At 74.1% G+C, this 12,785-nt stretch carries 9 protein-coding genes; 4 read left to right on the plus strand and 5 right to left on the minus strand.

All coding sequences use genetic code 11. The annotated features are described in order from the left end of the window. The first annotated feature begins 6 nt into the window (after nt 1-6). The gene (locus ACIF8T_RS28655; protein WP_400039090.1) at nt 7-2,199 is read left to right on the plus strand and encodes an SWIM zinc finger family protein; all 2,193 of its coding nucleotides are present in this window, start codon (nt 7-9) and stop codon (nt 2,197-2,199) included. A 539-nt stretch (nt 2,200-2,738) separates the two neighbouring features. On the opposite strand, the gene ACIF8T_RS28660 is transcribed toward ACIF8T_RS28655, so the two are convergent. Genes ACIF8T_RS28660 through ACIF8T_RS28670 form a run of 3 tightly spaced genes read right to left on the minus strand, consistent with a single transcriptional unit; the run spans nt 2,739 to nt 6,453 of the window. Then, nucleotides 2,739-4,070 carry a lysine N(6)-hydroxylase/L-ornithine N(5)-oxygenase family protein gene (locus ACIF8T_RS28660; protein ID WP_400038997.1) on the minus strand — a complete coding sequence of 444 codons (1,332 nt, stop codon included), beginning with the start codon at nt 4,068-4,070 and terminating at the stop codon, nt 2,739-2,741. Beyond that, nucleotides 4,067-4,735, minus strand: a complete 669-nt coding sequence (locus tag ACIF8T_RS28665; protein ID WP_400039091.1) for a GNAT family N-acetyltransferase — start codon at nt 4,733-4,735, stop codon at nt 4,067-4,069. Before ACIF8T_RS28665 ends, ACIF8T_RS28660 begins: the two co-directional genes overlap by 4 nt. Beyond that, complete coding sequence (locus tag ACIF8T_RS28670; protein ID WP_400038998.1) at nt 4,627-6,453, minus strand: IucA/IucC family protein; 1,827 nt, start codon at nt 6,451-6,453, stop codon at nt 4,627-4,629. The genes ACIF8T_RS28665 and ACIF8T_RS28670 overlap by 109 nt, the downstream gene beginning before the upstream one ends. Before the next feature lie 215 nt (nt 6,454-6,668). Between ACIF8T_RS28670 and ACIF8T_RS28675 the strand changes: the two genes are divergently transcribed. From ACIF8T_RS28675 to ACIF8T_RS28685, 3 genes are all read left to right on the plus strand, one after another. Further along, nucleotides 6,669-6,869, plus strand: coding sequence for a hypothetical protein (locus ACIF8T_RS28675; protein WP_400038999.1), 201 nt, complete (start codon nt 6,669-6,671; stop codon nt 6,867-6,869). Nucleotides 6,870-7,517: 648 nt separating this feature from the next. Next, nucleotides 7,518-8,777: an aspartate aminotransferase family protein gene (locus ACIF8T_RS28680; protein ID WP_400039000.1), complete on the plus strand. Its 1,260-nt coding sequence runs from the start codon at nt 7,518-7,520 to the stop codon at nt 8,775-8,777. Nucleotides 8,778-9,219: 442 nt separating this feature from the next. Further along, nucleotides 9,220-10,746, plus strand: coding sequence for an RICIN domain-containing protein (locus ACIF8T_RS28685; RefSeq protein ID WP_400039001.1), 1,527 nt, complete (start codon nt 9,220-9,222; stop codon nt 10,744-10,746). Nucleotides 10,747-10,797: 51 nt separating this feature from the next. Here the strand turns inward: ACIF8T_RS28685 and ACIF8T_RS28690 are convergent, their stop codons facing one another. Both ACIF8T_RS28690 and ACIF8T_RS28695 read right to left on the minus strand, forming a co-directional pair. Further along, entirely contained in the window at nt 10,798-11,286 is a 489-nt protein-coding gene (locus tag ACIF8T_RS28690) for a hypothetical protein (protein ID WP_400039002.1), read from the minus strand. 40 nt (nt 11,287-11,326) lie between these two features. Further along, nucleotides 11,327-12,421, minus strand: a complete 1,095-nt coding sequence (locus ACIF8T_RS28695) for a hypothetical protein (protein WP_400039003.1) — start codon at nt 12,419-12,421, stop codon at nt 11,327-11,329. Nucleotides 12,422-12,785 lie beyond the last annotated feature (364 nt).

A 12,785-nucleotide genomic window follows, 5' to 3' on the forward strand; every position in this document is an offset into this window, starting at 1 on the left:
CGCCGCGTGCCGGACCGGCCCGATGACCGGCCCGTACGGCGGCCGGCGACCGGCCCGGGCAGCAGGGGCGCGACCGCTGCGACCACTGCGACCGTGACCGCCACGGACCGGCCTGCCGCGGGCCCTGCGGACGAGGACGCCGAGGACCCGCCCCACAGCGACACGCGGAACGCGACCCGGAGGGAGGAGACCCCCGGCGACGCGGCCTCCCAGGATCCGGCCCCGGCCGCCCCGGCCCCGGCCGCCCCGACCCCTTCGACCCTCGCCGACCCCACACCCAGCGGCACCCCCGGCGCACCCGACACCCCCGGCACCTCCCACCCCGCCAAGCCCCGCCCCGCGGACCTCGCGCGTGAGGCGCTGCGCGCGGCGCGCCGGGCCCGTACGGACCTCGCGGGGCAGGACGACGGGGCGGCCGCCGCTGCGCGACCGCCCGCGGGACCGGTGACGCCGGCCACCGCCGCCCCGGCCGGAGGACGGACCGAGCACGATCTCCCGGCCGGGCTCCCCGGCACCGGGGACAAGGCGCCGCCTTCCACCGCGGCCGCTGCCCGGTCCGCCGTGGCCGCGACGCGGTCCGGCCGCGGCTCCCGGGACCGCGTGGCCGGCCCCCGCGCGCGGGACGTACGCGCGTTGCTCGCCGACGCGTTCCGCATGCCCGCCTCGGCGGACGAGCCGGAGGAGGCACCCGCCGGCCGCGACGGGTCGGGACGGGGAAGCGTGCCGGAGCGCACGCCCCGCTCCGCGTCCCCAGCCACGGCAGCCCCCGGAGACCCCGCGTTCACCGGCACGCACCCGCACCCGCACTCGCGCCCGCACCCCGCGGCCCACGACGCACGCGAGACCGCCACCCCGGGCACGACGGGGGCCTCCCACCGTCCCGCTCCGGCCGAACCGGGCCCGCCCCCACCGGCGACCCCCCGGATGCCCCGCACCATGGCCACCCCCGACCGCGACAACGACCTGCGCCGCACCTTCCCCGCCTTCCCGCCCCGCGCCTCGGACGACCGCGGCTTCGCGGAGACCTGGTGGGGGAACGCGTGGGTCGCCGCGCTGGAGGAGGGCGCGCTGGACGCCAAGCGCCTGGCCCGCGGACGCGGCTATGCCGAGCAGGGCAACGTCGACGCCATCACCGTGACGCCGGGGCTGGTCCTGGCGTACGTCAAGGGCAGCCGCCCGCGGCCGTACCGCGTGCAGGTGCGGCTGCGCACGCTCGACGACACCGACTGGGAGCGGTTCCTGGACGCCGCCGCCGACCGGCCGGGGGACATCGCCGCCCTGCTGGACAAGGAGATGCCGCAGTCCCTCGCGGACTGCGGTGTCCCGCTGCTGCCCGGCCCCGGCGACCTCGCCCCGCGGTGCAGCTGCCCGGACTCCGGCCACCCCTGCAAGCACGCCGCCGCCCTCTGCTACCAGGCCGCCCGCCTGCTCGACGCCGACCCGTTCGTGCTGTTCCTGCTGCGCGGCCGCGGCGAACGCGAGGTGCTCGACACCCTGTCCCGCCGCAGCGCCGCCCGCGCGGCCCGTGCCGCGCGGGAGAGGGAACCCGCGCCGCTGCCCGGCGTCCGGGCCACCGAGGTCCTGGCCCGTGGCGCGCTGCCGCCCCTGCCGGCGCCGCTGCCCGTGCCGCCGCACCCGGAACAGCCCCCGGTGTACCCGGCGGCCCCCGGCGGCCCGGACCCCTTCGCGCTGGACCAGCTCGCCACCGACGCCGCCGCCCGGGCGCACGCCCTGCTCACCACCGGCCGCGACCCGGTGGGGCGGTTCACACTCTGGCAGGACGCGGTCCGCCTGGCCGCGGGCCGCCCCGGCTCGGGGCTCACCGCCGCGACACGCGCCCTGTACGCCTCCCTGGCCTCCGCCGCCGGCCGCACCCCGGCCGAGCTGGCGCGCGCGGTCGCGGCCTGGCGGCAGGGCGGGCCCGAGGGCCTGACCGTCCTGGAGGAGGCCTGGGACCCGCCGGCCGGGCGTTTCGACCGCGCCCGCCCGCTGCTGCTCGCCGCGGACCTGCCCGCCTTCCGGCCCTGGCGCAACCGCCTCACCCATCCCCGGGGCCACCTCCAGCTCCGCCTCGGCCGCGACGGCCTGTGGTACGCGTACGAGTCCGAGCCGGGCCACGACGACTGGTGGCCCCGCGGCACCCCCGACCTCGACCCGGTGGGCGCCCTGACCGGCCTCGGCGTCACCGGCGACCTCTGAGGCCCGCCGCACCCGCGAGGCTGGACGTCCGGGGATCAACTCCCTTGTGTGCGCCCGTCGTTGGTCCGCGCCGTACCTGGGCGGTGCCGGCAACGGCCGGGGGCGACCCCATGACACGCGTCGCCGTCCCCACCGCGCCGAACACCGGACACGGCAGCACGGGGCACGCTGACCGTCGACCCGGCGTTCGAGTCGCGGCGCCGGCGCGCGGGCACCACGACGACGCCACCCGGTGCGCGCCGCACCCGCCACGGACCGTGCCCCGCGCGCGGGACGCACGGCACCGGCCCGCCGTTCCGGCGGACCCCGGATCGCCCTCGCCGCCGAGCCGCACATCGTGCGCGATCCCCTCGCCCGGGGCGCGGCAGCCGGCACGGCCGCGGCCCTTGGGCAACCGCACCGGTTCACCTCCCTCGGGCAGTCACGCCAGGGCCGGTCTGGCATGGGGCGTGGCACCGCTGATCGGAGTCCGAGGACTCCGCGGCGACATCGCGGAGCGCGGGTCACCGGTGTCCGGGCGTCACCGGCGGCGCCGGGATTCAGGGGCAGCGGCCGGTGGTGCCGGCGTGGTCGGGCGCCGCGAAGGTGGTCCAGGCGGTGCGGGCGGGCAGCGGATGGACGGTGCGGCCGGCGACGGCGTTGAGGATCACGGCGGCCCGGTGGGCACCGAGGCCGAGGTCGGGCGTGCCGACGCCGTGGGTGTGCAGCTCGGCGTTCTGCACGTACAGGCCGCCGGTGAGGGCGGGCCGGGTGGCGACCCGGTGGTCCAGGTCGACTCGGTAGCGGCCCCGCTCGTCCCAGTCGATCAGGTGGGCGATCGGATCGAGGACCGCGGGGCGGACCGCGCGGTAGCCGGTGGCGAGGACCACCGCGCCGGTGCGCAGGACGCTTTCGGTCCCGGAGTCGATGTGCCGGCAGTGCAGTTCGACGGTGTCGCCCGGACCGGCGGTGGCGGCCACCACCGCCGTGCCGGGAACGATCTCGACCGGCTCGGCGTCGACCGGCCGCCCGACGGTGGCCTGGTAGAGGTGGTCGTGGATCTCGGCGAGGGTCTCGGCGCTGGCCGCCTTGTACAGCTGCCACTGCTCGCCGACCAGCCGGTCGCGTACGGCGGCGGGGAGGGCGTGGAAGTAGCGGGTGTAGTCGGGGGTGAAGTGTTCCAGGCCGAGCTTGGAGTACTCCATCGGGGCGAACGCGCGGGTCCGGGTGAGCCAGCGCAGCCGGGTGCCGTCGCCGGCGCGGGTGCGCAGCAGGTCGAGGAAGACCTCGGCGCCGGACTGGCCGGAGCCGAGGACGGTGATGTCCTGGGCGCCGTCGAGAGCGGAGCGCCGGTCCAGGTACTGGGCGCAGTGCCAGACCCGAAGGTGGCCGTCCAGGGCGGCGAACGCGGACGGCCGGTACGGCTCGGTGCCGACCCCGAGGACGACGTTGCGGGCGGAGAACTCCCGGCCGCCCGCGACGACACGGAACAGCCGCTCGGCGGTGTCCCAGTGGACCGAGCTGACCTGGAGGCCGAAGCGGCAGCTGGTCAGGCGTTCGGCCGCCCAGCGGCAGTAGTCCTCGTACTCGCGCCGCGGCAGGTGGAACCGCTCGGAGAAGTAGAACGGGAAGAGCCGCTGCCGGTGCCGCAGGTAGTTGAGGAACGACCAGGGGCTGGTCGGGTCGACCAGGGAGACGAGGTCGGCCAGGAACGGGACCTGCATCCTCGCCCCGTCGACCAGCAGGCCGGGGTGCCAGCGGAACTCCGCGCCGGCCTCGCAGAACAGCGTGCTCAGATCGGGCACCTGGTCGCACAGCGCGGCGAGCGAGAGGTTGAACGGGCCGATGCCGACGCCGAGCAGGTCGTACGGTGCGGTCGGTGGCTGGCTCATGATGTCGCGGGCCTCCTGGCGGGTGGGGCCGGTCGGCGGATCATCAGGACGGCACGCTTGTCGGGCAGGTCGAGTTCGGCCTCGCGACGGAAGCCGGCGTTGCGGAACGCCCGGACGGACGGGACGTTGCGCACGTCCGGCTCTCCGACCAGCCGGGGAACGTACCGCAGCAGGTGGTCGGCGAGGGCGGTGAGCAGGATGCTGCCGAGCCCTCTGCCGCGCGCGTCGGGCGGCCCGAGCAGCAGATGGATCCCGGTGTCGTCCGGCCGGGCACGGTAGTGGCGGGCGAGCGGGTCGAGGTCGGCGCGGTAGACCTCCCAGTAGCTCATCGGCGTGCCGTCGAGCAGGCCCAGGCACGGGGTGCTGCGGCCGTCGCCGGCCAGCTGGGCGCTGACGTGGTGCTCGGTGCGCTCGGCCGGCCCGTCGAGCGACCAGTACGCCGCGACCGCCGGGTCGTTCATCCATTCCGTGAGCAGCGGCAGGTCGGCGGTCCGGACGGGGCGCAGCCGGAACTCGCCGCCGGCGGTGGCCAGCGTGCAGGGGAGGGCCGGGGTGGTCACGGGGCGGCCACCGGGTTGGGCAGGGTGACGTACACCGACTGGGTGGCCACCGGGCCGACCAGCTCGTCGAGGCCGTCGAGACGGGTGAGCAGGTTGGCCTTGCAGCGCAGGGTCGGCGCGTCGAGCAGGTGGGCGGGCAGGCCGGAGCCGGTCGCCGCGGCGGCGGGGCCGGCGAGGAAACGGCGCAGCAGGGTGAGCAGCTGCTGCTCGTCCGCCAGGCGCTGGGCGCCGAACGCGCCGGCCAGGCCGAGCACGTGGTTGATGCCCAGGTAGTAGCAGAACCGCTCGTCGGCGACCTCGTCCGGGACGAAGGTGTCGCTGTCGGCACCGATACCGGGCAGGCGGGCGGAGAGTTCGTCGGCCTTCGACCGGCGGAAGTAGTAGCCCTGGTTGTCGCGGTAGCGGCCGCCGGCGGGCCAGCCGTCGGCGTCGAGCAGGACGAGGGTGTTCTGCTGGTGCGCTTCCAGGGCGATGCCGCCGCGGCCGTCCAACCAGAGGACGGGCAGCACCACGGCGTCGAGGTAGCGCTGGAACCATTCGGCGGCCACGGTGCGCACCGGCCGGTGGGTACGGGCGGCGAGGCCGCGCACCACCCCGGCCAGGGCGGAGTCGAGGGTGTCGCCGAGCGGCTGCTCGGCGACCAGTCCGGCCACGCAGTGCACCCGGGTGTCCGGGCCGAACGGCTGGCGGCGCACCACCGTGTCCAGGCCGGAAGGATCGGGCAGGCCGGGGGCGTCCAGGCCGATCCACGCCGGGTCGCGGACGATGTCGAAGCCGGGGTGCGCGGCCCGCCATTCGGCGGCCAGGCCCGCCTCCAGCAGCCGGTGCACCTCCAGGCCGCGGTGCATCTCCTTGCGGAGGTTCTCCCGGCGGGAGTTGGTGATGCGCAGGCCCAGCGAGAGCTTGAGCATCCACGGGGTGCCGGGGCAGAGGACGGTGCGGACCGAGGAGGTCGGGTGCCACAGCCCGCCGCGCGCGCCGAGGTGGCGCAGTCGGCCCTGCTCCAGCAGCGCCGCGACGGCCGGGCGCAGGGCGAGTTCGGCGGCCTGCCAGGGGTGCACCGGCAGCGCGGCGGTGCCCGGCGGAAGGGCGTCCGGGTCGCCGAGCAGGCGCGCGGTGATCTGGTCGGCGGTGAGCGGCTCGGCGGAGTCGGCGGCGAGCAACTCCCGGTCGACGGCATACCAGTGCAGGCGGAAGGCCCCGTGGGTTTCCGGGGAGTAGGCGGCGCTCTGGGCGGGGGCGAGACCGTCGCGGCCCTTGGGCGCGGGGTGCTGCGGGTGGCCGAGCAGCAGGGACTGCTCGGACCGGAGGAACGGGGAGTGCTCCGGGCCGGCCGTGGTGCGGCGGTGGGCGAGGATGCCGGCCGTGCGGGTGACCGAGTCGGCGACCTGGGCGACCAGGGCGGCAAGGTGACCGGGCGCGCCGCGCCCGGAGCTCGCGCCGATCAGGGCCGCGACGGTGACCGCGTCCACGGGGGTGGACGACCGGCCGGCCTCGGGTGTGCCGCCGGTGCCGAGGGTGACCGGCCCGAAGCGGTGCCAGCCGCAGGGCGACCAGTACCGTACGGGCGCCGTGAGCCGGGCGGCACCGCCCAGCACCGGCACGTGCAGGACGTGGCCGGGGCCGGGGGCGGCACCGGTCTCGCGCGTCCAGCAGCGCAGCAGGTTCTCCGTGGCGGCGTGCTCGGCGGCGACGGCGGGGTCCGGATGGAGCAGCGGATCGGTGCCTGGCTGGCGGGGCGTGCCGGGCGGGGTACCGGTGAGGGCGGTGCTCATGGCTGCTGGCTGCTCCTTCGGGCGGTCGGGCGGCCCTGACAGGCGCATGGCTATCGGTGCCCGGCCGTGTGACACAACATCTGTTGCTCCTGACGGCTGATTACCTCACTCGTAGGACTGATCAGAGGGCCTGGACCGGTTTCGGTGCCGGAGGACCGTTGCCGTGCTGCCGGTGGCCGGCACCCCACCGGCTCACCGCATCGCGCCGCGTCCCGTCGGCTGCTCCGAGGTGACCGATGCGAAGGCGCCTCGTTGGTCCGGCCATGAAGAAGATCATGACCCTCTCGGCCACGGCCATGGCCGCTCCCGCTCACGTCGGCGGCGGGGGCGTCGACCCCGCCGCCGACGGGGACTTCGGTGCCTCCGCCGTCTGCCTGCACGAGCCGGCCGTGGTGCCCGTGGGCGGCCGGCTCCCCGAGGACGTTGCCCGCGAGGCCGGGAACGTACGGGGCAAGGGCCTGTAGCAGGGCTCGTCGCTTCCCGGCGGTGATGCGGCGTCACCGGCCTCCGCGGACCGGGGACGGCGAGGAAGCGCGGGCGGCGCACGCCGCCCGCACGGAACGCTCCTCGTCGGCAGCGGTGGCCTTCCTGCCCCCTCACGGCCTCGGCAGCCCGACCGCACAGCCCCTGTCACCGATCCCGCCGCCCTGACCTCCGCCGGGCTGCGGAAGCACCCCGAGGACCTGGCGGCCCGGCTGTCGCCGGCAATCCGCCCCCTCCCCGTCCTACGGGCGGGATCCGCATCGGCGGCGCCCCGATCATGAGCGCCTCCCCTCCCGCGTCTGCCCGGACCGCCCTCCGACCGCGACGACAGGACCGACCACGGCGGCTTCGCGCTCGCCCGTCCCGGTCGTCGCCGGCGGGAACCGACGGACCACCTCACCCGGCCGCCCGGTGCCGGCGGGCACGACGCCCCATGCCGTGTGCCGGCCCGGCCGGGCCCCCGCCGGACCGGACCGCACCCCGATGACCGGCCGCGCTCCGTGGCCCCGGAACGAGCCCGTCGCGTCCGCGCTCGTGCTCCGTCGGCGCCGGTGACGCCGTGTTCCACCGGCCCCGTTCCGCCTCGAGCCCCGTCAGCACCCCCGCCCCCACGTCAGACAGGGACGAACATGAGCGTCTTCGCCACCATGGAATCCGAGGTCCGCAGCTACAGCCGGGCTTGGCCCGCCGTCTTCACCACCGCCCGCGGTGCCGAACTGCGTGACACGAACGGCCATGCCTACCTCGACTTCTTCGCGGGCGCGGGAGCCCTCAACTACGGTCACAATCCGCCCGAGCTGAAGTCGGCCCTGCTGGAGTACCTGACCGGGGACGGCATCACCCACGGGCTCGACATGCACACCACCGCCAAGGGTGCCTTCCTGGAGCGCCTGCGCGACCTGGTGCTCATCCCGCGCGGTCTGGACTACCGCGTCCAGTTCCCCGGGCCCGGCGGCACCAACGCCGTCGAGGCGGCACTCAAGCTGGCCCGCAAGGCCACCGGACGGCACACCGTCGGCTACTTCGAGCGCGGCTTTCACGGCATGACGCTCGGTGCGCTCGCCGTCACCGCCAACCCGGCCAAGCGCGCCGGGGCCGGTGTCCCGCTGCCGCACACCGTGCCGTTGCCCTTCGACGACCCCGCCGACGAGGACGAGGGAGCCGTCACCCGGCTGGTGGAGGCGTTGGAGACCGCGGCCGCCGACGGGCCGCTCGCCGCCGTGGTGGTGGAGACCGTGCAGGGCGAGGGCGGCGTCAACCCGGCCCGTCCGGCCTGGCTGAAGGCCCTCGCCTCCTGGGCCCGGGCGCACGGCACCCTGCTGGTGGCCGACGACATCCAGATGGGCTGCGGGCGCACCGGCCCGTTCTTCTCCTTCGAGACATCCGGAGTGGTGCCCGACATCGTCTGCCTGTCCAAATCGATCAGTGGTTACGGGACGCCCATGGCCCTCACCCTGATGCGCCCGGAGTACGACGTGTGGCGTCCCGGCGAGCACAACGGCACCTTCCGGGGCTACAACCCGGCGTTCGTCACGGCCACCCGCGCACTGGAGGTCTTCTGGTCCGACGGCGCGCTCCAGGCCAGGACCGCCGTGCTGGGCGAACGGATGCGCCGCTCCCTGACCGGGACGGCCCGCCGTCATGGGCTCCCCGCCCCGCGCGGACGGGGTCTGGTCTGGGGACTGCCCCTCGACCGCCCGGGTGCGGCCCAGGAGGTCTGCGACGCCGCCTACCGGGCGGGACTGCTGCTGGAGACCGCCAGCCTCCAGGGGGAGGTGGTCAAGCTGCTGCCACCGCTCACCGTGACGGACGGGCAGCTGGAGCGGGGCCTGGGCGTTCTCGACGAGGCGATCGCGGCGGTGGCCGGCGTCCGGGGCCCGGCGTCCTGACCGGGACCCCTGCGTCGGACCCGGGGTTGCCACGCGGCGCCCCCGTTGTCCTGTCAGCCCGCCGCGGCAGGCCGGTCGCCGGGACCGGCGCACCCACCGGGGAGGCCGGGGCGCAGGAGCGTCCGCGGCCCCCTCACATGCTTCTCGTCGGCCGCCCCCGACGCGGCGCCGCGCGCGTGGCGGCAACCGGGACGCCCCGCCGCCCACGGCCTCCTGGAGCGCACCGGGACACGACACGCGCCGGGCGCCGCCCCGCGAGAACGGGAAAAAGGCCAGGTGGGACATCGGTGGGGATCGACCGTCGAGCCGGTTCGGGGTCTCCTCACCGTGCCGCGCACGCAATCACCCGGAAGTGATCTTGTCTCCCTGACGTACGTGTGACTTTCTGGAATCGATCGGCAACCGCCTGTGACGGGCGGTCGGTGACGGCGAAGGGATGACGATGAGCACTCCCCATGGGGCGGACACGGGTGGCGACGGTTCCGCCCCTCCGGTCAAGACGATCGCAGGAACCGGGGCCGCGGGGTTTGCGGGGGACAACGAGAGTGCCGTTTCGGCTCAGTTGAACCGCCCGTACGGAATCGCGGTGGACGGCACCGGCACCCTCTACTTCTCCGACTACAACAACCACCGGGTCCGGAAGATCACCACGGACGGGAAGATCAGCACGGTCGCGGGGGCCGGGACCGCGGGCTACCGGGGCGACGGCGGCCCTGCCGTCGCGGCCCAGCTGAACGGTCCGCGCGAGGTGGCGGTGGACGGCGCCGGCACCGTCTACATCGCCGATTCCAACAACCACCGGATCCGGAAGGTCACCGCCGACGGCACGATCAGCACGGTCGCCGGCACGGGCGCCGCGGGCTTCAGGGGTGACGGCGGTCCCGCCACCGCCGCCCAGCTGAATCTCCCGCTGAGCGTCGCGGTGGACCGCACCGGCGACCTCTACATCGTCGACTACCGCAACCAGCGGGTCCGGAAGATCTCGACCGACGGCACGATCAGCACGGTCGCGGGGACCGGGACCGCGGGCTACCGGGGCGACGGCGGTCCAGCGGTCTCGGCCCAGCTGAACAACCTGCACGGAGTGGCGGTGGACGGCGCGGGCGATCTCTACATCGCCGATTACGGCAACCACCGGGTCCGGAAGGTCACCGCCGACGGCACGATCAGCACGGTCGCCGGCACGGGCGTCGCGGGCTACGGCGGTGACGACGGCCCTGCTGTCTCGGCCAAGCTGAACGGCCCGGTAGGGGTGGTGGTGGACAGCGCCGGCATCCTCTACATCACCGACCACCTCAACCACCGGGTCCGGAAGGTCACGGCGGACGGCACGATCAGCACGGTCGCCGGCACGGGCGTCGCGGGCTACGGCGGTGACGGCGGCCCGGCCGCCTCGGCCCAGCTGAACGGCCCGCGCAAGGTGACGGTGGACAGCGTCGACACCCTCTACATCACCGACCACCTCAACCACCGGATCCGGAAGATCGCGTCGGCGAAAATGGCCGGCCTGCCCGAGTCGGGCACGGTGGTCTCCTGGGCCAACGCCCGCAGCAGGCTGCGGATGGGGGTCCTGCGGGAGTCCCTCAAGGACGGGGCGGAGATCCACCAGACCCTGGCGGCGCCCAGGAACCACCAGCGGTGGCGGCTGGTCGCGGCGGGCCAGGACGACGGCGACGTGCTGTACAGGATCGAGAACGTGCGCAGCGGCAAGGTCCTGGAGGTCGTCGGAGCGCAGGAGAACGCCGGGGCGCTGGTCGTGCAGCGCGCCTACGAGGGCGGCGACGCACACCACCAGCACTGGAAGCTGATTCCGGTGGGCCCGGTGAACGGCACCCCGCGGGTGTACGAGATCGCGAACCGCAACAGCGGGCTGCTGCTGCGGGTGGACACCAATGCCCGCGCGGCGGTCAGGCAGGACGGAGCGGACGGCGACCACCGTGGGCGTCAGTGGCAGTTGCTTCCCGTGTGACGCGCGAGGGGTCAGGGGCGGCCTCGCCCCTGACCCCTCGGCATCGGTGCGTCAGTCGGAAGCAGGCGGCTTGTCGGCAGCCGACTTGGGGGCCTCCGGAGTCTCCGGGGTCTTCGGGGGTTTGGCGAAGTCGTTCTTCTTGGGCCGGTTCTCCAGGTCGGGGTCCTTCTGCAGGTCGCCGTGCTGCGTCACCGTCGTGCTCGCGTCCTGCATGCCGGCGGCCGCCGCCTGCGACACCGAGCCGGGATCCTGGGCGTACTGGGCCTGTGTACCGGCCGACGCCTGGGTGGCCTGGATGAAGGAGCCGAGGAAGCCCAGGACGGCCCGTGCCTCGGGCGACTGCTCCTGCACGACGCTCGCGCGGGCGGAGGCCCCGTGGATCGCGCTGTTGAACAGGCTCGTGCTCGTGTCGTCGTACGTGTCGTCGTCGGCGTCCTCGAAGTCGACGCCGGCACCCGGCTGGGGCTTGGTGCCGTCGGTGGTCACGGAGAAGAGGCCCGCGCCCTTGCCCGCGGAGTTGAAGATGTTGTCGAACACCATGGTCGTCACCTCTGGTCGTCGTGGCGGCGGTGCCGCGCGGTCAGGGCTGCTTGTGCAGGGTCTGCTGGCTGACGTCGAGGGTCTCGCCGTCGAGCATCGTGTGGTGGACCTCCAGGGCGGAGACGACCTCGGCCAGTCCCTTCATGCGGAAGCCGCCGGGTGCCAGGTCGAGGTCGCCGATGTCGCGGGCGACCACATGGTCGAGGCCGGGGTAGGTCCTGGGCTGCGGGGGAGACAGGACCGCCACCGGCACGGCGTACTGCACCGCGATCAGTCCGGAAAAGGTCACCGGGATCTCGTAGGTGTACTGCTTGCGGGTGCGCCGCTGCGTGACGATGGTCTGCACGCGGGAGTTCGGCGGAACCTTGCCGCTGATCTGCGACTTCGAGGCCCAGCTGGTGGTCAGGGAGCCGCCCACCGTCGCTGCGATGCCCAGGGCCAGCTGGGCGTTGAGCGACGCGTTGCCGGTGGCGCTGCCCGAGGTGGTGAACCCCACCGAGTTCGTCATCCCGTTCGACGAGGAGTTCGTCGCGGAGTTCCTCGTGGACGTCTCGGTGGCGGTGGCGACGTCCGTGCCGATGCTGTCCTTGCTGTTCTTCTTGGTGACGGTCTCCCCGTTCCGGTTCGCCGTCTCGTTCTGGCACGACGCCTGGAGCTGGGACTGGAGGTCCAGGCGGAGCTGGTTCTGCAGCTGCAGTTGCAGCGACGCGCCGACGCTGCCGCCGAAGGTGAGCTTGGCGTCCCCGTGGAGCGACCAGGTGACCCCGTTCGACACGGTGAAGTCGACCGAGTCGGTGAAGGTCATCTCGGATTGGCTGCGGTTGACGTACGTGCGCGAGGAGAACGTGTCGGGCGGAGGCTGGCCGATGTCGCCGCGCACCTCGATCAGCGGCTCCCCGAGGTTCATGTAGGCGAGCCAGCCCAGCTGGAACGCGCTCCCGGGGAAGGTGCCGAAGCTCGACTTGTTCACGGAGAACCCGACGGGCTTGTGCTTCACGCCGGAGGAGTCGACGTAGACCAGGTTGGGGTGGTTCAAGAGGGACTGCCAGGTCTGCTCGATGTTGAGTTCCCGCAGGTTCTTCTTCGTCAGGGGCTGACGCTTGGCCTGTACCAGGCTGTACGCGTTGGAAGGCATCTACCCGTCCTCGACTAATTCCGGCAGAACCGCGTCCGGTGAAATGAAAACAGAGCTGTCCGCACGTTTCGGCAGCCGAAATTATCACGCTCCGCATTTCCTGTGGAGGGGTATATGTGCATTGCACTCAATCGAGTGGTCAAGGTTTGCGGACGTCCCTTTCATTTCAGAAGGGCCGGGCTCGAATTACCTCTCGTCACCCGATCGATGACTTTTTGGCGGCCCTGCCCTTGGGTAGTGTGACCTCGGCCGTTGTCATGGATCAGGTCTTCGCTTCGGTCGTCCGTATGCGTCCGGACGCGCTCTTGACCGAGAAGGGCCGAGTCAGCGGTGATGCGGCGTGATGAGTCGCCGCATCAAGCGT

It is taken from the genome of Streptomyces sp. NPDC085946 (assembly GCF_044540485.1).
Classification (GTDB): Bacteria; Actinomycetota; Actinomycetes; order Streptomycetales; family Streptomycetaceae; genus Streptomyces.

Excerpts from the sequence above, each read along its gene's own strand:
- ACIF8T_RS28660 (WP_400038997.1), bottom strand. The coding sequence starts at position 4,070 with ATGAGCCAGCCACCGACCGCACCGTACGACCTGCTCGGCGTCGGCATC.
- ACIF8T_RS28670 (WP_400038998.1), bottom strand. The coding sequence starts at position 6,453 with ATGCGCCTGTCAGGGCCGCCCGACCGCCCGAAGGAGCAGCCAGCAGCC.
- ACIF8T_RS28675 (WP_400038999.1), top strand. The coding sequence starts at position 6,669 with ATGAAGAAGATCATGACCCTCTCGGCCACGGCCATGGCCGCTCCCGCT.
- ACIF8T_RS28680 (WP_400039000.1), top strand. The coding sequence starts at position 7,518 with ATGAGCGTCTTCGCCACCATGGAATCCGAGGTCCGCAGCTACAGCCGG.
- ACIF8T_RS28685 (WP_400039001.1), top strand. The coding sequence starts at position 9,220 with ATGAGCACTCCCCATGGGGCGGACACGGGTGGCGACGGTTCCGCCCCT.
- ACIF8T_RS28690 (WP_400039002.1), bottom strand. The coding sequence starts at position 11,286 with ATGGTGTTCGACAACATCTTCAACTCCGCGGGCAAGGGCGCGGGCCTC.
- ACIF8T_RS28695 (WP_400039003.1), bottom strand. The coding sequence starts at position 12,421 with ATGCCTTCCAACGCGTACAGCCTGGTACAGGCCAAGCGTCAGCCCCTG.